Raw genomic sequence first — 22,878 nt, forward strand, 5'->3', positions numbered from 1 at the left:
CGCGATGATCGCCATTACGAGCCACAGCTTTCTTTGCGAAAGGTTGCATACCGTTGATCAATGGTATTCCACTCAGCATTTCGATACCGGCGCATGGTATTGAAATCCGCCGCTGTGAGCGCATGCGCAGGCTTGTCGACCCGTTCAGTTGTGAACGCATCGAGCGACCCGAGATCATAGATGCAGCCGCAGAAGCCCTGCGACATTGCTAGCTCTCTCAGGTCAGTGCCAAAGCCCCATCGAACCGCTCCACGGAAAATCTCGTTGCCGAAAAAATCAGTGTCCGGATAGCTGAATGTGCAGGTTTGCGGCTTCGGGAACATCAAGAGCCCTCTTGCCTGTACCTCGCGCATCAGATCGAGGAGGCGTTCTTCCTCCCCATTTTCGGTGGCAGTGACGACCTCCCCGAGCAACGTATCGTCGGGCAGGTCTTGCAAGTCTTCCGCCCAGGCACTGCCTGCTAGGGCGATGAAAACTGCAACTGCTTTGAGTGATGTATTCAAGGGTCAGTCCTCAGCGCCGGAAAAATCAAAAAAGGAGCGTGTGCGGGCCTGCTCGGCCGCGAAATCGATGCCATTTTGACCTTGCGCCAAGCCTTGGGCGGCATTCAGGCGCCACATCTGGCCCAGCATGTAATTCGTCTCCGCGGCCATACGCGTGTTGAGATCGATCGATTCCTTGAGCGTTTCCTGATCGCCAATCGCTTCCACCAGCCCATCGATACGCTCGATGCTCTGGGCGGCTTCCTCGTAGGAAATTTGGGCTTGCCCGATAACCATGGCATTGGCAGCCGCCAGATCGGCTATGGCAGCGCCTTGCGGGTTCCCGGCGTCGTTCAGCTCGGTGAGCTTTTCCGAGTTGAACCCCGCACTGGCCATGGTCTCGCGCATGGCATCTGCGGCGCGGCGCTCACCCATGGTGACGTCGCCATCGAGCAGATCGTCCAGCAGGCTGTCAAAATCCCCGAGCGACAGACTGTCCATGAAACCCGATAGATCGGTGATCTTCTGGGCACGGGCACGCAGGTCCTCCACATCGTTGTAGAGGGCTGCGATTTCATTCAGGCCGGTAATTGAACCCAGGACGTCATCAAGAAGGCCCTGAATATCAGTGAGGCGCTCGATCTGGGTGCGCAATTCCTCGATTTGCTGGAGCTGGTTTTCCGCATCGCGCAGCGCGGCCTGCAGCTGCTCGATGTTCTGCGCGAGGTTCGATCCATCGATCACAGGCACACCCTGAGCGAGGGCAGGGGGCGGGTGTGCCGCCATGAGAGTGCCCGCGACAATAATTGCGGCAATGCGGGTGTCAGCCCTCATCGGAATACCTCCAGAAAGTGGATTGCTCTAGGTGATCGGCGGCCTCGGTCAAACCTTGTGCCGCTTCGACTTTCACGTGGGTCGCGCGCAGACGCAGCGTCAGCGCCATGAGCCGCGCCCGTTCAGCAAGCATATAGGTGGAGCGGTCCAGCGCCTCTTTTGCGTTACGGGGCGGATCTTCACGCAAAAGCGCCGCGATCCTCGTCATGGCCTGATCGATCTGGGTGCCCATGTAGGCGCCATAGCCGACCGAGGCATCCGCCCAGTAGCCCCAGGCGGCCGAGGCACCATCGAAGCCCGCCAGTGACCCCGTCATGTCGACGCCGGTGATGGTGCCAAGATAGTCGTTGTAATAGCCGTTGATGCGCCGGATGTAGGTCTGGGTTTCCTCGAAAGGAGGCACACCACCATATTCGAGAACACGGCCGGGGCCTGCATTATAGGCCGCCAGAGCGTGATCGATCCGACCGAAGCGGTTCAGTTGCGTGAGAATGTAGCGTGCGCCACCGTCCAGGTTTTCCCAAGGATCATACGGGTTCACACCGAGATCCGATGCTGTGCCCGGCATCAGCTGGCAAAAACCGCGCGCACCCACGTGGGAGACGGCTGCATTGTTGAAACGACTTTCCTGCTTGATCAGTGACTGAAACAGGATACGCCATGTCAGTGGCGTCAGACCGGCGGCCGCAACACCGGGATGACCCTCATAGCGCCGCGCCACCGTGATGATCATGCGCTCCACGTCGCTTGGCTCACCGAAGAGGCGATCGGCATCAGGATGATCTTCCTGGGCTGGGTAAGTCTCTGCAGCGCTCGCCCAGCCGGGCCCACCAGCCTCGAACCCACTCAGGTCGGTGACACCGGTGGTCTCCGCAAGGAAACGCTCATAGGCTTCAAGCTGCTCTTGATAGATATCCGCTTGTTCCTGGCGGGTGTCGCGCTTCTGGCCCTGTCGCAAGGCGTCGCGTGCGAGCTCTTCGACGCGAGACACAGCGCGGGCAAGGTTGGAGCCATCGATCACTGGCACGCCCTGCGCGGAGGCAAGCGACCCAAGACCCAAGGCCAACGGAATCGCCATTCTAGAAGCTCTGGAAATCACAATGCGCATTCCGTGAAACAAGGTCGGGAGCAGGGGCCGAGAACGCCATAACGGGCCGCTCAAAACAGGGCGATCGCACGCCTGTTGATGCACCTTCGCAAGCGCTCAGGACCGTCGTGGCGACCAACAGAAAAAATCGTGCTTTCACATCATGTCCTTCCAGAATTCTTCTTTCTTGCGCCAATCAGCAGGCGCCTTTTCCTCGCCGGTCTTGCCGCCACCAAGAACAGTAACCAGGCCGCCCAAGCCTGCGAGATCGGTATTGACGAACACGCTGTCGGCGCCGGAACGGATCAATGCCAGCCGCAACCCGGCTGTCGGGCTGGAAAGAAAATCCGCCTCGCGCGCGTTCAGGCGCAGGATGCTGTAATCCTCCGGATTTGCCCGTGGATTGGGAAACAGGATCTGGGTTGCCACACTTTCCGCGATGATCTGGCCGACCGAACTTTGGTCCAGATGGCCCGGTGTCTGGGTCAACATCATCACCACGCAGTTGCGCTTGCGCATGGTAACCAGCCAGTCATGGAGGCGCTTGACGAAGATATCGTCAGCCAACATCTTCCACGCCTCGTCGATCACAATGATTGTTGGTCTGCGATCCTCGATCACGCGCTCGATACGGCGGAAGAGATAGGCGAGCAGGGCGGAGCGTTCTGCGTCCTGGTCCAGAAGTTCGGTCATGTCGAGACCAAGGACATCCTCGCCAATGGCAATCGACTGGGCACTGGGCCTTGAGAAAAGCCAACCGTACCGGCCGACTTCTGTCCATTCCCGTACGCGGGACACCAGGTCGCCATCATCATCGGTAGAGGCCACGAGACTTGCCAAACCGTCGAAGGTTCTGAGGCCTGGCTCCGCGGCGGCGATCTGACGAACCGCCTCGTTCAGTGCTGCGGTCTGGACCGTCTCAAATGGACGGTGACGGGCCAGAATGTCGCCGAGCCAATCTGTCAGCCAGGCGGCCCCCCGCGCATCGGTCTCCGTGGTCATCGGGTTAAAGCCGGTGGGCTGGCCCACCTTGATTTCGCTGTAGCTGCCACCCAAAGCGCGGATCGCCATCTCCAACCCCTGATCCTTGTCGAAAACGATGACTCGCGCACCCACTCTTCGGGCCTGTGCCATGAGAAAAGCCGTGCCGAGTGTCTTGCCGGACCCGGTGCGGCCCAGAACAAGCGTGTGCCCGACGCTTGGTTCATCGGTCCGGCGCCCCGCTTCGTGAAAGTTGAACCGGTAGAGGCTGGAGGTCACGGTCGGGAAGGCCGTGATCGTCTTGCCCCATGGGCTGGCCTCAGGTCCGCGCCCTGGCCTTGTCTTATGAAACGCCGCAAGTTCCGCGAAATTGTGCGACGAAACGATCCCGTCACGGATCCGGTAGGCCCAGTTTCCCGGCGCTTGTGCGAAATAGAGTGCCTTTGCGGCCCAAGATTCCCTTACCAGAACGGCACCGGTCTCTTGCCCCGCCCGCCAGATCTCGGAAGCTGCCTGTTCCAGTTCCTCGGCGCTATCACAGAAGACCTGCACGGATGCATGGTGTGTCCCAAAGGTCGACCGGCCGGATGCCACGGCGTCGGCGGCTTCGATCAATTGCTCTGTCAGGCTGACACCAGCATCTTCGGAGGCACCCCGCTGACGAAAGGTGCGTTGAATGCGCTCAACCATCTCATTGGCGCGCCGCGGCGTGAAAGAGTTGGTGATCGTGATGTCATAGGGCAGTTCCAACGCATCAAGCATGGTTGGCCAGGTGCGACTGGGATAGGATTTTATCCCGAAAATCGCGCCGTATCGTGCGCTGTCGCCGCTTTCCAGCCGCATGGTTTTGCCTTGAAAGCTGACGTCGAAATTGCTCATCGTGTCAGCCAACAGTTGCCCGGGGGCCGCGATGATCTTGCCGTAGCTCTGTCCGTGAACCGCGGCCAACACTGCAAGCCAGTCCCCGCTCGAGACTGTCAGGCGCGCTGCACCTGCATCGGAATACATCGCCATGAGCAGGGTCATGGCCTCTTCCAGGGCAACAATTCTCGTATCGATGTCTTTCTGGAAATCGCGGCCGCCGCCAAGGGCGCCCAGAACCTTCGAGAATGCCTGCGGCATCGACGGACGCATCAACACTGTCAGCATCAAGGTGCGGGCTTTCAGCTCACGTGCGCGCAGGCTTCTCTGCCACGCCGCGTCTACCGCACTTGCAAAGGGCATGCCGTCAGGCGCAGCAAGGTCCGCGGCGTCCGGGCGTGATACCTTGTTGATGTGGAAACCGAAACGCTCGCCCAACTGACTGACGATCCGGGCAAAGCCTTCACTGATCTCACCGATCCAGGCGTCATCGCTGGTGAAGCTGTCGATCCCGCCAAGCGTGACCGACGCCATCAGATCACCCTGCCGCGTCAGGATGACATTGTCTCGCACCGCAGCAATGTAAGGTAGGTGCCGCCCGAGACGCTCGGCTTTCAAAACCTTGTCCCCAAGTGCATCCCGAACAGCGCTGCTGGCAATCAACCCCCGAAACTCACGCGACATAGAGATCGCCCCCATCACCGGATCGCACACTCGTTCGCGGTGTACGCGACATCACCACGTTCAAAATCTGAAACAGATGTGGATTGCGGTCTGCGACCAGCCAAAGCGGTGGGTAGCCCGCGAGGAAAACCAGCAGGAACCGCATGTCGTCAACCAGAATGAAAGGGATCACGGATGCGAAGACCAGCGCCACGAAATATCCAATCGGGAGACCGAATATCCGTGGCGGCTTGGTCAGCCCCAGAAAGAGTGGTGTGTCGCGCATGGAGGTCTCTGCGGCCTGTCAGATCAAGGAGCCGCAAAGCCGTCGATGATGGTCTCGGCCGAAAAGATCAGCACCACGCCTACAAACACGGCGACGAAGATCGGCCAGTTGAGGCGCCCGAAAAACATCATGACACCCGATCCCACGAGAGCGAGCACACCGAGGCCACGACCGATCGGCCCCGTCACCGCGTCGATGATGTTGTCGATCATGTCAGAGACCGGGCTAAGGTCTTGTGCGAGCGCCGGGGCCGCAGCCAACATCAGCAACGCGGCCAATGCCGCCCGGGTATAGTCGATGCGTTTCATATCTGGTCTCCGATGGATTGGGCATAGACGGCCATGACCTTGCGAACATGGCCTTGGGTTTCGCGGTAGGGGGGAATCCCGCCATGGCGCGCCACGGCTTCGGGGCCGGCGTTATAGGCCGCGAGCGCAAGTTGCGGCGTGCCAAAACGATCAAGTTGTGTCAGCAAGTAGCGGGCGGATCCATGCAGGTTTTGCTCAGGATCATGCGGATCGACGCCAAGCACGCGTGCAGTGTCCGGCATCAACTGCCCAAGCCCGATTGCGCCGACATGCGACCGCGCGCCTGGATCAAATGCGCTTTCAATAGCGATGTTGGCGCGAAACAATGCGAGCCACTCGCGAGTGGACATCCCGGCCCTGCGCAGGGCCGGGTGCTCCGCGTAGACCGACCCCACATCAAGGATCATGGTCTCGATCGCAGGGCGGCCCGATGGGGCCCGCGGCGGAGACAGGCGTGGTGAATCAAGAGGGACGACCTCAGAGCGTGCGACACCGTCGCTTTGCTCGGGTTGGGGTCTTGCAAAGTCGAGAACGCTACTGGTCAGTCGACCAATACGGTCTGGAGCATCGAGATCGATAACGGATTGTGCATGAGTGGAAGGGCCTGAAAGCCCCCAGAGAACGAGGCTAGCCGCTGGTAGGATACCTTGTCGTCTCAAACTCCCACGTGCCTCTCTCACCTTCTCGGAGAGGGCAGCTGAATACCTTTGCGTCGAGCTCCAGGCAGAAGCTCATGAGCCCTGCTGCGGTCTTGAAGACGCGTGGTTTCAGATCCCGGTTGGTCACATAGACCGACCGGTGCACACCGCCTTGACCGTCATTGGAGCAGACGAAAACCGTCCAGCCACCCCTATGCGTATTGCCGCCCTTTTCCGGGGCTTCAACGCATTCCACCTCGATCCATGCCCCACCCTCGATCGCCTCTTGCATGTGCGATGTTAGGATCACGGGGTATTTTGTTCCTGCCATTTTGCCTCCGAAGGAAAGAAGTTCCTACGGAAGTAACCTGCTTTTGCACCGCTTCAAACAGTGCATGTCACAAGATATGCGGCGACGTAGCGGAAAACACTTTACGAGGTCAATAGATATCTTTTGATTGATTACGATATTTTTTCGGTGATAGGTCCGACACACGATTCGCCCACAGATTGTCGGGAGACCACCAGATGTCGCGGTTGCTGGCATGTAGCACATTCATCGCCGTAGCGATCCCAGCAACCGCCGAGACGCTGGCGATGGACTGCGTGTTGCCGTTGCGGCCGGAGCTGGCGGCCTCGCCTGCGCTCCTGAACGAGTACGGCGATGACATCAGAGCCGAGTTCAACACCTACTTCGATGAGGCACAAACCTATCTGAATTGCCTCGCCGCAGCATCAGCTTCCGCGCAGGCCGAAGTCCGTCTTGTGCTTGACGCTTACCAGGAGATGTTCCAATGAAACGACGCACAAAATATGTCAGTAATTATGACTTGCGTAACATAAATCCAACTATACGCCAACAGGTTAGCGGCTGCGCTCTGTCATGAGGCGGCTTTTGTCAACTGCCGCGATCTTCGCGATCGGGTTCACACCGCTTGCTGTCAAACCCGCTGCCGCACAAGGCTACCAGATCGACTGTGCGATCCTGTTGTGCCTCGCAGGCGGTTGGCCTGCGTCGGTTCCCTGTGCGCGGGCGCGTGCGGAGTTCATCCGCCGCATAACACCCTGGCCGGTCGAGCCACCACTGCAGATCTGGCGCTGCCCGATGCGCGCGGCGCTTCGAGCGCCAGACCCGGTCGCGCGCCTTTACAGGCTGGCGGGGGTCAATCCCGGGCCAGCAGTTTCCCCGGCCCCCCAGATGGAAGGGCTCCATCTCGCGCAGGCTGTCGGACATGGTGCTGATATCGATGTCAGCGGGTCCGCCTTCGCGTTTATCCGCTCCATTGATGTGTTTGACGCTTATTTGTCCCAGGGGGTGGTCGGCGAAGGCGAGCATTGTCGTCGCACGGCCCGGATCCGGCATGGTTCATACGACAGCACCGGACAGTTTCGATGGCGGATCGCGTCTCCGGGGGAGCTACCACCGGCATTTCAGGGTGACGAGGGTTTTGGAGCCACCTGCCCGAGCATCCGGGTCCGTGCCGTCTTTGTCGACTGGGAAGATCACGAGGGCACTTACGGCTCTGAGCAGGTCAATTACTGATCCCCAACCCCGATAGAAGGACTCGACACCCCAGAAAAGAGAAACCCCCGCAAGGCGGCAACCATGCGAGGGGCTCAAAGAACAACGGAATTGGCGTTCCGACAGGTCAACTCAAACAGTGGCCTTGTTTTAGCAGTCCCGACAGTCAAGGCAACGAAAAAACGTATCTCTTGCCGGGATGCGGATGCCCAGTTGCTGCCTTGTCCCATACTGACAAGGACAAGATATTGACCTCCATTCGAAACCACCCGGCCTTGCCGGAAGGCTGGACCAAAGGCGCAGTCATGGCGCTTCTGTCAGAGGTTGCCCCTCATATCGGCTTGCGCCCGGCGCGCCTTGCGGTGCTGAACTACATTATCGGACGGACCCGCGCCTCTGACTGGACCTCTCCACACCGGGAACCGGTGTTCTTTGGGGCGCAAGACCTGGCGGCTATCGAGCTGGGCAAGACAGCGCGGCAGTTGCGCACGGATGAGGCTGCGCTGGCGAGGCTCGGCCTGATCGTGAAGCGCGTCGCCGCCAACGGAGCCCGCTTTGGTCGCGCCGGTCTCGGCTTGATCCTCACGCCGCTGATCGCGCGCCTGGAGGAGTTCATAGCCCTTCGCGATCGGCTCCGCGCGGAACGGAAGCATTTGCGCTCTTTGATGGATCTTCGGTCCCTGCGATTGCGGCACATGAAACGGGCCATCTCCGCCCTGCCCTCCTGGGCCACCGAGGATACGGAGGTCGCAGATATTCTTGGCAGTTTCGCAAGCTGGCCACGCAGCGATGCGTTGAGCCGTCTTGGTTTGGGCCGGCTTACCGCCCACCTGCAGGCGAGTTCCGATCTGTGCAACCGGATCGATGACTGGCTTGAAAAACACGGGCTTTCTTCCGGCGAACCAGCGCAAAACTTCCGGCCCTTTACACAGAGCACCAAGGAAGAATTTCAAAATGTAGAGGAGCCCTCTGCTGTGGATAACTCCGCAAGATGCGAAGAAGTCGCAGACAGTAAATTGTCGCCAGTACCTCCTTGCCACGCGTCACCGACTCTGACGCCTGAGAATCTTTATGACATTGCTGGCGACGGCCTACGCATGCTGCTTGACGCGCGCCAACAAAACAATGGGCCGCTCAGGGAACGCGACATAATCGAGGCCGCCTGGCGGCTATTGCCGATGCTCGATATCCATCCGTCAGTCTGGTTTGAGGGCCAGAGCACCTTGGGTGATCATGGATTGGCGCTCTGCCTTCTCCTAGTCGATGCTGGAAGAGATCACCCCACATACCATGTGCGCAATCCGGGCGGATTGATGCGCGAGATGATCCGTCGAGCCAAGGCTGGAAGGCTCGACATCAATGCAGGGCTTGTAGCTCTGAAACGGCGCCGTACCGATGTGTTCTTGGCAAAATAAACTTAGGGGCTCTATGTCCTCGACGACATCGGTCTGTTACAACTGTTCGGAAGGAACCAACGCGTGAGAGTTGCGATTTGAAACTGATAACATTCGGGGGTTCACAAATCGGCTGCTCGACGGGCGGCTTAACTTTCATCCGAGGGTGGCCAGAACAGCGTCTGGATTCGCAGAGGCACAGAGTGTCTTGCATTTTGCCATTTGAGAGATCGCATTTCTTTCAAAAGACGAGATCGTCGCGCAACTCAATGCGGCTTGATATGACTGGGCTATCCACAATCTTGACAGCCCAGAATTCTGGATAGTGTTCCGTAACATGGTGTAACTGGCGCTGATCGTCACGGTGATGTTCGGCGCGGGCCTGCTTGATCAGGATGCCACTGTGGGTAGGCTGATGACGGCATCATCGCCCATCGGCGCGATGGTTTCCAGTGTCATGTAGCGGGCACGCGGAACGACCCATTCGTCGTTTTGCTCCAATAGCAAAGCTCAAACAAAGCGGACGATGGCGTCATCGTTTGGAAAGATGCCGACGACATCGGTGCGCCGCTTGATCTCATCCGTAACCGGTATGAGGATCTCGGTGCCAATGTTTGGCTCTGATTCTCGGATCAGGGTGTATGCTGCGAGCATCCGGGACAGAGGCACCGGGAGCACGAAGGTGTGGGCAGGCCGATCCATACGATGAGCCGAGAGCTCGTGTTAGTAGCTGGCCGCCTCTGCGACTCGCCCGGTTGTGCCGAGAGCACGAATCCGTAGTTGTCGTGTTGCCCGCCGCTCCCGCTGTTTTCAACTGGCAAGGGAGGCGCGCATGCGACGCGTGATCGGAATAGATATCCACCGGACTTTCGGGGAGGTGGTGATCTGGGAGAACGGTCTGACCCGACATGAAGGTCGGGTCGAGATGACCCGCACGGCCCTCGAGGGGTTCGGCAGGCAATTGAAGAAGACGGACGAGGTGGTGATCGAGGCGACGGGAAACTGCATGGCGGTGTCCCGGGTTTTGTCGCCCCATGTGAAACGGGTGGTGATTGCCAATCCCCTTCAGGTGAAAGCGATCGCCCATGCCCATGTGAAGACCGACAAGGTCGACGCAGCGACGCTGGCCAGCCTGCATGCGGCCGGCTATCTGCCGGAAATCTGGACACCGGATGCGGCGACGGAACGGATGCGCAGGCTCGTGGCGCGTCGCTATCAGGTTGTCCGGCACCGGACCCGGATCAAGAACGAGGTGCATGCCATCCTGCATGCGCATCTGATCCCGAAATGTCCGCATGCTGATCTCTTCAACAAGCGTGGCCGCGACTGGCTGCACCGCCAGCCGGTGCCGGAAGACGAGCGCGCCGCAATAGCGCGCCATATCCGCGAGTTGGACCGGCTCGGTGAGGACCTCGCCGTGCTCGACCGTGACATCGCCCAGGACGCGATTGATGACGAGGCAATCCAGCGGCTGCTGACCATCACGGGCGTAAATCTGACGGTGGCGGCCGGGCTGATGGCGGCGATCGGGAGCATCGACCGGTTCAACTCACCCCAGAAACTGGTGAGCTATTTCGGGTTGAACCCGCGGGTGCGCCAATCCGGACTCGGCCCCGCCCATCATGGTCGGATCAGCAAGGCCGGGCGCAGCCACGCCCGCGCGATGCTGGTCGAGGCGGCCTGGGCTGCGGCGAAAGCACCCGGACCGCTGCGGGCTTTCTTCATCCGCATCCGAGCGCGCCGCGGACATCAGATCGCCGCAGTCGCTGTCGCACGAAAGCTCGCGACCCTGTGCTGGCACATGCTGACGAAGGGCGAGGACTATCATTGGGCCCGGCCAAGCCTGGTCGCCCATAAGCGCCGCGCCATGGAACTGGCCGCCGGCCAGCCACAGAAGAAGGGTAGCAAGCGCGGCGCGAGCTATGCCTACAACGTAAAGGATCTGCGCCAGCAGGAGGCACGGATCGCGGAGCACGCGGAAAAGAGCTATGAACAGTTCGTTGCCGCCTGGCAGACGCGCCCTCCGAAAAATAGCGGGGGGTGTGCGATCGCCTCAAACCGGCAGGGACTGAGTAGGCTGCCCGGTGACGCTTCCAGCCGACACGCCACGCTTCGCCACGAGGTCGACCGCACAGAGAAAAAATAGCAAAAACCAACAGAAAAGTCTTTTCGATCTCATCCGTTCGATCTCATCCGTCCGTTCGATCTCATCCGTGCTGTGCAAGTTCGCGCGGTGTTCTTTGGGAAGTTCGCGCCGGTCCGCCGCAGGCGGCAAACTGACCGGTGGACGGTTTGAGGCAAGAACGGGCGCAGCCCAATGTAGGCCAGCACGTCGTGCTCGGCGTCATCCATCAGCGTGGCCAGCCTAGGCACCTTGGGACGGATTTGATCAGCGACACTGCGCCCTTGGGCGCTGGCGGTCTCGGCCGTGTCCTGCGCAAAGGCGGTGGCGATGAAGGCGGAGACCACTCTGCGGCCGCTCTTGCCGACATGAGCGGCGATATTCCTTTGAAAATGGACGCGGCAGCGCTGCCACGTGGCGCACAGCACCTTCGACACTGCGGCCTTGATGCGCCCGTGGGCGTCCGGTTGCGTGGTCGCAAAGTGGACCCGCTTCCTGCCCGGAGCGACGACGCGATCGAAACTGACTTTGCACTCATCATACGGCTCGCCCGCACCTTGAATAGGGCATTGATGAGGTCAGGAATGCGACCGAAATGCAGTGGAGCAATGGTCAAGCCGAAGGTCAGATCAACCGACTGAACACCTTGAAGAGAGGGATGTATGGTCGAGCCGGGTCGAACTTGCTTCGGGCGCGAATGCTTCCGTTCCACAACACAAATGGAGGGTGACCCGATTTAAGGGCTGCGCGACAAAAAGTTAACCACAAAAACTTGGCAATACCCGGCGATCTGTTCAAGGCCCTCACCGGGGGGATCGGCGAGGGCGGTCAGCCCCCCGCCATTCGCCGGTTGGATATCCAGCGCAAGCGGTCTGAGGCGGAAGGCATGAGTACAGTTGCTAAGAATTGTCGCGTTTGGCTATCGCCACTGTTTCTCCTCCAAGGTCCATTTCTGTCCCGGAAGTGGTCCGTCCTTGATGAAGGCGTCCACAACATTGCCCAGCATTCTTGCCGCGCTGTTGTCGAAATTATTCGCAGGCAGTGCTTGCCCGTATCCGATCGAGCCGGTGCTGAAAACCGCCCCGTCATTGGGCGCGGTAAAGAAGGTCACGTCGCCGCGGATGCGATAATCCAGCGATCCGACCAGCCCTGCGTAGGCATACAGCAGTTCTTCGGTAACCAGCACGTAATTGTCCGAATGACCGCCCGAGGCCGCGATGATCTTGGTATGCGGCGGAGTTCCCAAGCTCAGGTCGTAGCGGTCCAGTTCGATACCCGCCGCCCCACCATAGGCAAGGCCCGCGTCACCGATGATCTCACCCTCGATGCCGTCGGTGATCCATGACACGGTGCGGTGCCAGGCATCGGGCATCTTGCGATAGGGCGAGGCCGTCTCGAATCCTTCGGCAATGAAGCCCACGCCAAGCAATTTCTGAGGTGCCCGGCCCCGGTTGCGCCAGAGGCCGCTTTTTTCGCCCGTGGTCTGAAGATAGTGCTCGCCCGGTCTGGCGGCCCAGGCGCGCATGCCGGAATCAAGCTTGCGGACCTCCATGCAACTGGGCTGCGCCGCATCAAAACCGATGGCCCAGTAATATCCGTTGCCGCCCATATAGATCAGGCGACCGCCCTGAATTACGAAATCCTCCTGCGCGTCCAGCATCCGCTCCGAGACATATTCTGGATGGGTGCCGGAAATCACACAGTTGAAGTTTTTCAGGAGGTCCAGCCCCTCGCGATGCAGGTCTTCGTCGGTGATGAATTCACAGTCATAGCCCTGATGCTCGATCCAGGCGACGATCGACAGATCGGCCGGGAACTGCCAGGTGATGTTCATGCTGGACATCCGGTATTTGGGCCGCATGTTAATGACCGGCCTCAGATAGGACGAAAAGCACACGCCGCCGCCATCCTCGAACGTGTCGTAGGTCGACAGACCGTACTCGCCGTGCTCGTAGGTTTCGACGTCGATGTCGGTTACAACAGGCGGCTGGCCTGTCATTGGCTGAATGATATGGGCATTAAAGCTGAGGCTTTCATTGCCATAGGCCAGATAGCTGGCAGTCGGCACCAGAAAGCACAGCTTTGCCTTGGGGCGCAGCGACCGGACGACGAACACGATGTATTCCTCGGCAATACCCTCGCCGGGACCGACCCGCAGACGGATGGCGTAGATGCCGCTTGGAAGGTCCTTGGGGATCGTCATGCGGTTGGTTTCCGGCCAGCGACAATCGGTGACGGCATCGGGGTGAAATTCGATCCCGCCGTATTGTGTAGGATCAAGCCGGAAACTGTCGTCCTTGCCGTTCCAGTTCCAGCCGGTCATGCCGCGCACAGGATGATTATACCCTGTCGCTGTCAAACCATGCGGGCCGGTATCCATCACATCGTGGCCGATGCCGTCCTTCGTGTATCCCGCCGCCGTGTCCCAATAGGCAAGGATCGTGTCTTCGGGCGGGCGGGTCCCATTTCGGCAGGCGTCCATTTCGGCGCGTGTCAGAACCCGGTTGCAGATCAAGGGCCGGTCAATCTTGCCGGCGTAGAGGTCATTGAAGAAAAAGCCGCGTTGCGAATGAAAGTCGCGCGCGCCGCCCACAAGGAACGGAACGTCCGGCTTGTTCACCTGGCGAAAGCGGAACGTCTGGCTGACGTGACTGCGGAAATCATACGGCACTACCGGGCCGATCAGCGAGTTATAGCGGTTCAACGCGCCCTCCTGGTGCAGTGTTGCCTTGCCGCTGGCAGGGTCCCAGGACACACCGACAAAATACCAGACCTTGGCCATCAGGGGCAGCTCGGAGGTGACGTAATCAACTTCCTTGCCGTCGCCCACCCAGAATTCCAGATACCCATCGGGATTGACGCCCAGACCATAGCCGGTCTTGTTCAACGTATCCCATCGCCCCATGATGACTTGCCGCATGCCGCGGCGCGGCATGGTGGGCCAGATGTGGCAAGACATCGACAACGCCCCGTTTACGGCCAGACGGTTTTCGGGATCGGCCACTTTCAGATAATTGCCAAGTTGCGTGAATTGTTTGCCGACGGTCCAGGTCCCGTTGATCGGATTGGCGATCTCGGCTTCGACATGGCCGGGCCCTGCTTCGTGCGCGTCGCCGTGGATCAGACGGACAAGCTGTGCCTCAGCTGTGGTCGCGCCATCGGCGTTGGCGTGAAATGCGATCTCTTCACCCTGCTTGACCGAAATGCGATTGGCATAGCCGAATATTTTCTGTTGAGCCATTGTCAGCCTCCTGTCAAATCTCTGATATGTTTTAGGAAAACGCCGTGTCTGGCGTCGTCAATTGTCGCGAAAACCGTTTCACCGACGTAGGCGGGAGGTATGCCGCGCCGCCCCGACATGCGGATGATCCGATAGCCGCCATCTGCCCCGAGGCGGAGCGAATATTGCTGATCTATCGGCCTGCGATGACACCACGCCAACAACCGCGCCAAAGGTTCGCTATGGTGCCCCATCTGTTTGTGGCGATGCTCCTTGATGATGTCATCGTTCAGCACCATCAGCAGATACTTGCGCGTCATGGCGTCAAAATTTTCCCGCACATGATCATCGGCATCCAGCAACGTGGGGAATGTGTCCTTATCTGTCATCATGGTGGCCCTCAGGTTTCCATCAGGTCGTGGACGCGGCGCATAAACACGCCGTGGTAACCCTCGTCCAGGGTTGCGTATTCGCGATCATCCACCAGACGGGGCGACACTCCGCGCACACCGGAAAACGCGATGATCTTGTAAGGCCCCTGTGCCCCCGCTCGGTGCAGCGCGTATTTGTCTTCCATTTTCGCGCGGCGGAAATAGAGCAGCACACGTTCCAGCGCCTCGCTGTGCTGGCCCAGTGGCTGTTTGCGGTGCTCTTCGATGATCTGTGGCGTGACCAGGCCCTTGAGATAATCGCGCTGCAGCTTGTCGAACCGGCGGAAATAAAGGTCGTCCTTGTCCTCGATCTCGGTCGCCTCTTCGGGCAGGGCCTCGCCACCCTTTTCAGATCTTGACGACCTCCATTCACCGCGCTTCTTGTCGCGCCACGCGTTGAACTGCTGCTTTATGCCGAAATAGCCATTGTTCAGAAACAGCACGACGCCTAGCATCAGTGCCCCGATCATGAAATGACGGATCGGGCCCAGTTCCAGCAACACCTTGTCCAGAAATACCACGACAAGCGTGCCCAGAATCGCGCCCTCGGCCTTGCCGATCCCGCCGATGGCCAACATGGCAAGGCCTAGCAAGACGGTATCGAACCCGAAGATCGAAAACGCGATTCCCCGGTATTGCGCCGAATAGAACCCGCCGATGAACCCCAGGGCAATCGATGTGACGACAAAGATAGTGATCCGCGCGCGCTTGTAGTCGACACCGCACGCCGCCGCGAAGGCCTCGCGCTTCTCAGGGGCCATGCGCAGGATGCGGCCTAACCGTTTGCCGTGGATCAGCCTAAACAGAAACAGGGCGCCAATCAGCAACGCGAAGGATGAATAGTAAGTCACCATCGACTGTGTAATCGGCTCCCAGGTGTCATTGACGAAGGTCGATGCCCCGTAAAGCCCGCCCGATGCCGACCCGAATTCATTGGAAGTGGTGAAAAACACGCGGCACAGCTCGTTCAGGCCAAGCGTCAGAAGCGCATAGTAAAATCCGTCCAGACGCAAAGCGGGAATGGCGATGGCCGCGCCAAAGATCAGGCCAACACCGCTTCCGATGAAGGGCAGAAAATACCACGGGATGCCGTATTTGATTGACACCCATGAGCTGATGAACCCCGCCGTGCCCACCACCGCGTATGTCGCGAGTGAAAAGATACTGGCCGTGCCTATAATCAGCGTCCAGCACACATTGATTGCAGCAAAGACACCAAAGATCGCGCCAGCAGTCATCAACGTGTTCATCATGTCGGCGGGAAAGAAAAGCGGTCCCAGTGCGATGATCAAAAGGCAGAGCGCCCAGTAGATCGGCCGACGGTCGATGATCTTCTTTTCGGCGGCCAGCGTCTTGCGGTTGTACTGTCCCTTGATGTGAAGCAGGTTGCGCCGCGTTGGCCACCAGCGCATCCTGTTCCACAGCCTGTCGCCATGTGTGGGCCAGATGATATAGTGTTTCAGGCGGCCAACCTTGTAGGTCGGAACCTTGAAGGCGCGGTTTTCATCCCAAACATCACGAGGGTCGGGCACCTCGATCGAGTCCGCCTTTTCATTGCCGGTGGCCGTTCCCCAAACCGCGAGCGGATTGTGCCAGACATAGTCTTTTCGGTTCGCGTCGCTCATTGTTCCCGTGCCTTGTCCAAAAGTCCCGAAATCCCTCTTGGCCGCACGATCAGCACCATGATGATGACCAGAAACTGCGTCATCAGCACATATTGGCCTCCAAGAAACTGATTGGTCAGGGCCTCGACCAGGCCCAAAAGGATCGCCGCGATGACGGCCCCCTGAACCGAGCCAAGCCCACCGCAAAGCGCAATACTGACCCCCTTGATCAAAGGCGTCAGGCCGCTGAACGGAGAGATGTAGTAGGTCTGTGACAGCAGGATCGCCGCCAGCCCTGCCATCGCGCCGGTCATAGCCATGACGTACACGCCCGTGCTGCGAATACCGATGCCGACAATCGCCGCCGCGTGAGGGTTCATCATCATCGCGCGTATTTCCAAGCCGCGCCGACTACCGCGCATCCAGAACACCACGACAGCCAGCATCGCGATGGAGCAGACCACGATGCCGATCTTGTCCGAGGTCAGGGTGATGCCCAGAAAATCAACCTTCCAGAACCCGAATATTTCGGGCAGCGCCTTGGGGCGTGGGCCGAAATACATCAGGAACGCCTGGCTTCCAATCAGGCTGATCGCCAGGGTGGCGATCATGCCGCGCGTCGTGAAATTCGGCTTGTCATGCAGGGGTATGAACACCGTAAGACATACGATAACTCCGCCCAACGCGCCCACCGCAATGCCCGTGGCGGCCACCAAGGCTGGGTTTTCGGTGACATATTCGGCCATCATCCATGCGCCATATCCGGCAAAGGAAAAGATGAACCCGTAGGCCAGATTGATCAGTCCCAGACTGGACCAGGTGATGGACACCGCGATTGCGATCAACCCGTATATACATGCCACAATAATGGCATTCGTCAGGACGAATGTGATGTCCATTCCGCTACCTTCCCGTATTCAAATCATGTTGAAATTGCATCAGCCGCCGCTGCCCAGCTGAACGCCGGACGATGCCTCGCCCTTCAGTTTGCCGGCGTGCATACCTATGATTCGGTCGACGCGCCCTTCCAGAAGGGCAACGTTCTGTTCGGCGATGAACATCGCGCTGTCCTTCAGATCGATCGCCAGCAGTGCATCCATCACGGCCAAACCGATCTTGGGTGCCAGGCCCAGAGAGGGCTCGTCCGACAGGTACAGCTTGGCGTCGGTCATCAGGCCGCGCCCGATCGACACCATCCGCCGTTCGCCGCCTGAAAGACGCCCGACTGGGGTTTTCATCAGCTTGCGCAGTGGGTCGAAAAGATTGAGCACCCGTTCCTTGCGCTCCTTGCGGGTGCGCCAGGCCTCGGGGGTGAAGGCCCCGCTGTCCAGATGCTCTTCGACGGTCAGCCCGTTAAAGATCTCGTCGCCCTGCGGCATGATCGCCAGACCCTGCCGCACGATCTTATGGGTGTACCGCCCCGCCCCCTGACTGCGCGACCGGCCGATCTGCTGACCGTTCAACAGGATCGAACCGCGCTGCCAGCCGGTCAGCCCGGCAATGGCATAGAACAGTGTTGTTTTTCCGTGCCCGTTCAGGCCGACGATACCGATCCTTTCGCCCGGATGGATGACAAGATCGAGGTCATGCAGAACGCGCAAAGGGCCATAGCCCGCCGAAAGACCTTCGACTTTCAAGACTTCTTTCATGGTGTTCCCCGCACTGTTTCAGGCCGTTTCGAAATAGGCGGCGCGCACGGCGGGGCTGTTTATGATGTCAGCCAGCTCGCCCTGGGCGATGACTTCGCCTGCGTCCATCACAATCACCCGGTCCGCTATCGATTCAAGCAGCTCGATCCGGTGCTCGACGATCAGGACGCCGACGTTCATCTCCTTGGACAACATCCGTAGAATCTGATCGATTTCGTCGATTTCGGCGTTGATCAACCCTGCCGCAGGTTCATCCATTAGCAATACCTTGGGCTGGCGCATCAGTAGGTTTGCCATCAGCAGCTTGCGACGCTCAAACGTCTTGAGACGGGCGCAGTGCGTGTCGTGGGTCGTGATGAAATTCACCAGTTGCGCGCCATATTCTGCATCAAACCGGGTAAGCCAGGGGCGAAACGCCTGACGGGCGGCCTTGAACGCTTCGCCGACTGTCAGATCTTCGGGGACGATCGGTGTCTGATATGTCCGACCTATTCCGCGCCGCGCCCTTTCAAACAAAGGCAGTTTGGTGATGTCTTTGCCTTCATAAATCACCTTGCCGGTCTTTGGCTGATACCTGCCGGAGAGAATCTCCAGCAGGCTGGTTTTTCCGGCACCGTTGGGTCCGATGATGCCCAGAACTTCACCCGGCTTCAGGTCAAATCCGATGTTCGTCAGAACCTCGCGTCCGCCAAGGTCCAGTGACAAGCTTTTGGCGGAAAACACCGCTTCGATATGGGGAGAAGCTTTGGTCACTGGCACCAACCTCACGTCCACCAAGGTGCCGGGCGCAGCGTGGATTCGGCAATCTCGTTCGGCCAGATGACCTTGTGTTCGCGGTCCTGCACCTGAACGAACAGCTGACCCATGCCGTCTTCCAGATTGGCGGCCTGATTGCCAAAACCGTTATCGGGAAAATGCAACGCCTCCTGAAGGTCGTTGTTCATGTTCATCATCCCGTTCACGCCGCGGTAGGGATTGTTGCGGATCCAGGCGACGTTGGCGGCAAAATCGTCCGGATCGCCTGTCGCTTCCCAGGCCAGCTTGAGGTAGTTCATGATGTCATAGCCGTTGCCGGTATAGACTAGGCCCATGTTGCCTTCAAATTCAGGATAGCGCGTGAGGTATTTCTTGCGGAAATCCTGGCCGTTCTGGTCGCCATAGACGCCCAGAACGGTGCTCCAGCAAAAGCCCTCGGTCGCGCTGCGGCCTAGTTCCAGAAATTCGGGCTGAGACGGACCGTATTGCAGATAGACCAGCGAATTCTCGACCGGATCAGCCGAGAACTGCTTGCAGAACGCTGCATATTCGGCGGCAACCCAATGGTTGATCATGATTGCGCCAGCGTCGACTTCTTTCAGCTTTTGGATGACGGGGCCCCAGTCGTTGACAGGATACTGGATGTCGGTCACTTCAACGAGCTCGAAGGTCGAGTTCGGTATTGCCTCGCGGGCGGCCTTGAGGATGGTCTGGCAATAGCCGACCTGTTCGGCCACGATGTGGATCTTGCGGTTCTTGGGGGTCCAGACGCCGGACTCTTCCATCTTTTCCAGCCACTTCGGATAGGTCCAGCCGTAGTTCACTTCGGACGGGTCCGTTTGCAGAATGTGGCTGTATTTCTCAGGGTCGGACCGATACATTTCTGTAGCAGCCCTTTGGGTGTTGCCGTTCAGATAGGGGCATTTGTATTTTGCTGACTCGTCCATCGCCGGGATTGGCGCGAACAGGAATGAATTCGATATTGCGTGCACTTTCTTGTCGATACAGGCCGCGATGGCCTGACGGCAGCTTTCGGGTGACAGCTTGTCAACGTCGGGCACGAACAGTTCGATTTCCCGACCCAGAATACCGCCGGAAGAGTTGATTTCTTCCAGCGCCAGATTGGTGCCGTTCAGATGATCGGTGTCGTCGGCAACGCCGTAAGGCGTGGACAGCGACGATGGAACGCCGATCAGTAGCTTGTCGCTCAACCCTTGGGACAGCGCCGGTGCAGCCAGGCCCATCGCCGCGCCACCCGCGGTCAGTTTGAGCGCGGTGCGACGCGATATCATACGCCCCTGAGAGCGGGAGTGCGTTTTATTGGTCATATTCATCTTACCTCCGGTTGGTGCAGCGCATTATCGCCCACCTTTACAGGGAGCAGTGCTGTCATTGTGAGAATCACGAGTTATATACCTAAATATCTAGACGTTATGATATATACTAGGAGGAGAAGAAATGGCCTGTCAACGCTGTTTGTTGCATCATGGCGGCCGAAATACCTCAAAATATTTGGAAACTCCTAATTCTTCATCGATATGCTTATCGAAAAGCACTTTGTATGCTAGGCTAATTATCTAGTTGAATATACGTGTAACGTATAGATTCTTCATCGTAATGTTAGATTATAGCTCTAGTTGAGCCGTCTGGTTAACAGCGCCCTGACGCAACGACAGAACAGTGACAAAGGTTGGCAATCTTGATGAATGCAATTAGATACTGGCGTATCCAAATGACCTGACGTCGGATCAGTCCTGCATGCGAAAGCCGCTTAGACATGACACCACAGCAATCTAGGAAGATTCCGATGGAAAGACCCGTCGTTTCGCCGCCCTCTTTTAGCATATTGATAGCGGACGATCATTGGGTCGTGCGACAATCGCTCAAGCAGGTGGCACGCGGGATCGACAAGGATGTCACGGTTCTAGAGGCATCCAGCTTTAACGAGGCGCTGTTGGTGCTGGCGCAGAATTCGGGCATCGGCCTGCTGTTGGTCGATCTGATAATGCCCGGATTCAGCGAATTCGAGGGCCTGCGCCTGATCCGCAGCAAGTTTCCGGAAATTCCTGTCGTGATCATCTCGGTTCACGAGGATTCGGAATATGTCCTGCGGGCGATCCAGCATGGCGTCATCGGGTATATTCCGAAATCTGCCAATGCTCAGGAAATCAAGCACGCCCTTTCGCGCGTCATCTCGGGCGAGGTGGCCTTCCCCCGGGATATTCTGGCCCGGACACTGGCCGAACCTGCTGCCTCGGCGGTGGTGACTGCGACCGACAGAGACAGCGATTTTGGCTTGACCCGACGCGAGGCGGAAATAATGACGATGCTGGGAGGCGGTGCCCCGGTGTCAGATATTGCGGATGCGTTGGACATAACGCGGCAGACCGTCCGGGTTCATCTGGCCAATGCCATTAAGAAGACCGGCCTGAAATCACGTGAGGCCGCTGTTCGCTTTGCCATGGAAAACGCCGCCATGCTTCGTTCAATCGCGGACAGGCCATGACGGATCCGCTGGCTGGAACTAGTGCCGACTCAGACGCCCTGCGCAGCATTGGTCACGCCCTTGCGATCTGGTCAGTAGAGTCCCGGTTGGTCTCATGTAATCCGGCCTACGCCGCGCTCTTTGAACTTGGGCCGGATCTGCGCCAGATCGGCTTTGAGAACAGCGCGTTTTTTGAGGACGCCAAAGAGCGGGGAGTTCTGATTGGCTTCTCACAGTCGAGCGATGATATCTGCGCCCCTTGCCCCCCGAATGGCCCCTGCACACGGTTGCTGTTTTCGGACGGAACTGTCTGTCTTCTGGAACAATGGCCGCTGCCGCAGGCCGGTGTCGTGACGATGCTGCGCGATGTGACCAATGCCGAACGCACGCAAAAGGCCCTTGCAAAGGCCCGCGATGCAGCGGCCGAGGCCGATCAAAGCAAATCACGGTTTCTGCGCGCGGCAAATCACGACCTGCGCCAACCTTTGGCTGCGCTCAAGATCCTTATCTACAGTTGTTATGATGCCGAAGACGCGCGGGAGCGCGAAGAAGCCCTGCATGCGATGGACGTGTCCGTGTCGATCATGGAGGACCTGTTGGGGGCCCTTCTAAACATCGGCCAACTGGATGCAGGTAAGATCAGGCCGAACGTCCAGACGTTCCAGATTTCGACCGTTCTGGAACGCTTGCGGGTTCAGTTCGCGCATCAAGCCCACGAAGCGGGTTTAGACCTGCACATTCTGCCCAGCAACGTCGCTGTGATCAGTGACCGTGTCCTGCTAGAACGAATCGTCAGCAATTTTGTTAGCAACGCCCTGCGCTATACTCCCAAAGGCAGAGTGGTCGTTGGGTGCAAACGCTATGGCAGCCGCCTGCGCGTGATGGTGATCGACACGGGTGTGGGGATCGAGGAAGAATATCAGGAAGCAATATTTCAGGAATTTTTCCGCATTGATGACAGCCAGATATCGAGTCGTCACAGTCTTGGGCTGGGCCTGAATATATCCAGACGGCTTGCCCAGATCTTGAACCACCCGATCCATGTCACAAGCACCCTTGGAAAGGGCACGAATTTTTCGATTGACCTTCCGATCGGCAACGTCCTGCATAGCTCCATTGGAGAACCGGAAATAAATGAAAGCATCGGTGGCCAGTTCGCCGGGCTGATCTGCCTCCTGCTGGAAGACGATGCCAACCTGCGTGAGGCATTGACCACCCTTCTGGTACGCTGGGGCATTGTGGTGATGCAGATGGACGTATTCGATGACGTGGCATCCAGCGTGGCTGCTTTGGAACATGCGCCCGACATCATCCTGACCGATTACCGGTTGCAGGGAAAAATTCAGGGCACGGATGTCACGCGCGACATCAACGCATTGCTGCATACCTCATGCCCCACGATTGTAATGACGGCAGATACCAGTCCCGAACTGATCCAGTCGATCCGCGATCAGGGGTTCCCCGTCATGATCAAACCGATCAGCCCGCCGGGCCTGCGCGTCCTTATGCACAACCTGTTGTTTGAAAACTAAGAAGGAACCGGGCACCGTCGAAG

General features: G+C 58.6%; 20 protein-coding genes and 3 pseudogenes. 6 read left to right on the forward strand and 17 right to left on the reverse strand.

The features are described 5' to 3' along the window. Nucleotides 1-14: 14 nt before the first annotated feature. The 8 genes from ROS217_RS21375 to ROS217_RS23770 all read right to left on the reverse strand — a co-directional run bounded on the left by ROS217_RS21375 (nt 15) and on the right by ROS217_RS23770 (nt 6,471). Nucleotides 15-503 carry a hypothetical protein gene (locus tag ROS217_RS21375; protein WP_151975968.1) on the reverse strand — a complete coding sequence of 163 codons (489 nt, stop codon included), beginning with the start codon at nt 501-503 and terminating at the stop codon, nt 15-17. A 3-nt stretch (nt 504-506) separates the two neighbouring features. Beyond that, on the reverse strand, nt 507-1,316 hold the full coding sequence (locus ROS217_RS21380) for a type IV secretion system protein (RefSeq protein ID WP_009819923.1): 810 nt from the start codon (nt 1,314-1,316) through the stop codon (nt 507-509). Next, nucleotides 1,306-2,337 (reverse strand): lytic transglycosylase domain-containing protein, encoded by a 1,032-nt coding sequence (locus ROS217_RS21385; protein ID WP_198134948.1) that lies wholly within the window; start codon nt 2,335-2,337, stop codon nt 1,306-1,308. The genes ROS217_RS21380 and ROS217_RS21385 overlap by 11 nt, the downstream gene beginning before the upstream one ends. Nucleotides 2,338-2,559: 222 nt before the next feature. Further along, entirely contained in the window at nt 2,560-4,929 is a 2,370-nt protein-coding gene (locus ROS217_RS21390; RefSeq protein WP_050766488.1) for a VirB4 family type IV secretion system protein, read from the reverse strand. Continuing rightward, nucleotides 4,919-5,194 (reverse strand): type IV secretion system protein VirB3, encoded by a 276-nt coding sequence (locus tag ROS217_RS21395; protein ID WP_009819926.1) that lies wholly within the window; start codon nt 5,192-5,194, stop codon nt 4,919-4,921. The genes ROS217_RS21390 and ROS217_RS21395 overlap by 11 nt, the downstream gene beginning before the upstream one ends. A 23-nt stretch (nt 5,195-5,217) precedes the next feature. Beyond that, complete coding sequence (locus tag ROS217_RS21400; RefSeq protein ID WP_009819927.1) at nt 5,218-5,502, reverse strand: TrbC/VirB2 family protein; 285 nt, start codon at nt 5,500-5,502, stop codon at nt 5,218-5,220. Beyond that, complete coding sequence (locus tag ROS217_RS23765) at nt 5,499-6,080, reverse strand: lytic transglycosylase domain-containing protein (RefSeq protein ID WP_296663607.1); 582 nt, start codon at nt 6,078-6,080, stop codon at nt 5,499-5,501. Before ROS217_RS23765 ends, ROS217_RS21400 begins: the two co-directional genes overlap by 4 nt. Nucleotides 6,081-6,129: 49 nt before the next feature. Continuing rightward, nucleotides 6,130-6,471 carry a hypothetical protein gene (locus ROS217_RS23770; protein ID WP_009819929.1) on the reverse strand — a complete coding sequence of 114 codons (342 nt, stop codon included), beginning with the start codon at nt 6,469-6,471 and terminating at the stop codon, nt 6,130-6,132. 197 nt (nt 6,472-6,668) lie between these two features. Here ROS217_RS23770 and ROS217_RS21410 point away from each other — a divergent pair, with 197 nt between their 5' ends. The 3 genes from ROS217_RS21410 to repC all read left to right on the forward strand — a co-directional run bounded on the left by ROS217_RS21410 (nt 6,669) and on the right by repC (nt 9,077). Further along, nucleotides 6,669-6,938, forward strand: a complete 270-nt coding sequence (locus ROS217_RS21410) for a hypothetical protein (protein WP_009819930.1) — start codon at nt 6,669-6,671, stop codon at nt 6,936-6,938. 85 nt (nt 6,939-7,023) lie between these two features. Next, nucleotides 7,024-7,683, forward strand: a complete 660-nt coding sequence (locus ROS217_RS21415) for a hypothetical protein (RefSeq protein WP_009819931.1) — start codon at nt 7,024-7,026, stop codon at nt 7,681-7,683. A 200-nt stretch (nt 7,684-7,883) separates the two neighbouring features. Continuing rightward, a complete protein-coding gene (repC, locus tag ROS217_RS21420) occupies nt 7,884-9,077 on the forward strand; it encodes a replication initiation protein RepC (protein ID WP_254656508.1) in 1,194 nt (397 codons plus the stop codon). Between the two features lie 369 nt (nt 9,078-9,446). Here repC and ROS217_RS21425 read toward each other — a convergent pair. Continuing rightward, nucleotides 9,447-9,644: pseudogene (locus tag ROS217_RS21425) on the reverse strand (transposase); the annotation flags it as partial. 262 nt (nt 9,645-9,906) lie between these two features. On the opposite strand from ROS217_RS21425, the pseudogene ROS217_RS21430 reads away from it, so the two are divergent. Then, a pseudogene (locus ROS217_RS21430) lies at nt 9,907-11,097 on the forward strand (IS110 family transposase); the annotation flags it as partial. Between the two features lie 138 nt (nt 11,098-11,235). On the opposite strand, the pseudogene ROS217_RS23775 reads toward ROS217_RS21430, so the two are convergent. From ROS217_RS23775 to ROS217_RS21470, 8 genes and pseudogenes are all read right to left on the reverse strand, one after another. Then, nucleotides 11,236-11,642 (reverse strand): annotated as a pseudogene (locus ROS217_RS23775) (transposase); the annotation flags it as partial. A gap of 455 nt (nt 11,643-12,097) precedes the next feature. Beyond that, nucleotides 12,098-14,419 (reverse strand): N,N-dimethylformamidase beta subunit family domain-containing protein, encoded by a 2,322-nt coding sequence (locus ROS217_RS21440; RefSeq protein WP_009819936.1) that lies wholly within the window; start codon nt 14,417-14,419, stop codon nt 12,098-12,100. Between the two features lie 2 nt (nt 14,420-14,421). After that, on the reverse strand, nt 14,422-14,760 hold the full coding sequence (locus ROS217_RS21445; protein WP_157046747.1) for a hypothetical protein: 339 nt from the start codon (nt 14,758-14,760) through the stop codon (nt 14,422-14,424). A gap of 38 nt (nt 14,761-14,798) precedes the next feature. After that, entirely contained in the window at nt 14,799-16,454 is a 1,656-nt protein-coding gene (locus ROS217_RS21450) for a branched-chain amino acid ABC transporter permease (protein WP_009819938.1), read from the reverse strand. Beyond that, nucleotides 16,451-17,332, reverse strand: a complete 882-nt coding sequence (locus ROS217_RS21455; RefSeq protein WP_009819939.1) for a branched-chain amino acid ABC transporter permease — start codon at nt 17,330-17,332, stop codon at nt 16,451-16,453. The genes ROS217_RS21450 and ROS217_RS21455 overlap by 4 nt, the downstream gene beginning before the upstream one ends. Nucleotides 17,333-17,371: 39 nt before the next feature. Continuing rightward, nucleotides 17,372-18,082 carry an ABC transporter ATP-binding protein gene (locus ROS217_RS21460; RefSeq protein WP_009819940.1) on the reverse strand — a complete coding sequence of 237 codons (711 nt, stop codon included), beginning with the start codon at nt 18,080-18,082 and terminating at the stop codon, nt 17,372-17,374. A gap of 18 nt (nt 18,083-18,100) precedes the next feature. Further along, nucleotides 18,101-18,841 (reverse strand): ABC transporter ATP-binding protein, encoded by a 741-nt coding sequence (locus tag ROS217_RS21465; RefSeq protein ID WP_198134949.1) that lies wholly within the window; start codon nt 18,839-18,841, stop codon nt 18,101-18,103. Between the two features lie 5 nt (nt 18,842-18,846). Next, entirely contained in the window at nt 18,847-20,082 is a 1,236-nt protein-coding gene (locus ROS217_RS21470) for an ABC transporter substrate-binding protein (RefSeq protein WP_198134950.1), read from the reverse strand. Between the two features lie 563 nt (nt 20,083-20,645). Here ROS217_RS21470 and ROS217_RS21475 point away from each other — a divergent pair. Continuing rightward, on the forward strand, nt 20,646-21,344 hold the full coding sequence (locus ROS217_RS21475) for a response regulator (protein WP_009819943.1): 699 nt from the start codon (nt 20,646-20,648) through the stop codon (nt 21,342-21,344). Continuing rightward, a complete protein-coding gene (locus ROS217_RS21480) occupies nt 21,341-22,855 on the forward strand; it encodes an ATP-binding response regulator (protein WP_009819944.1) in 1,515 nt (504 codons plus the stop codon). The genes ROS217_RS21475 and ROS217_RS21480 overlap by 4 nt, the downstream gene beginning before the upstream one ends. Nucleotides 22,856-22,878 lie beyond the last annotated feature (23 nt).

Origin of the sequence: Roseovarius sp. 217 (genome assembly GCF_000152845.1) — a bacterium.
In the GTDB taxonomy this organism is placed as follows: Bacteria; Pseudomonadota; Alphaproteobacteria; order Rhodobacterales; family Rhodobacteraceae; genus Roseovarius.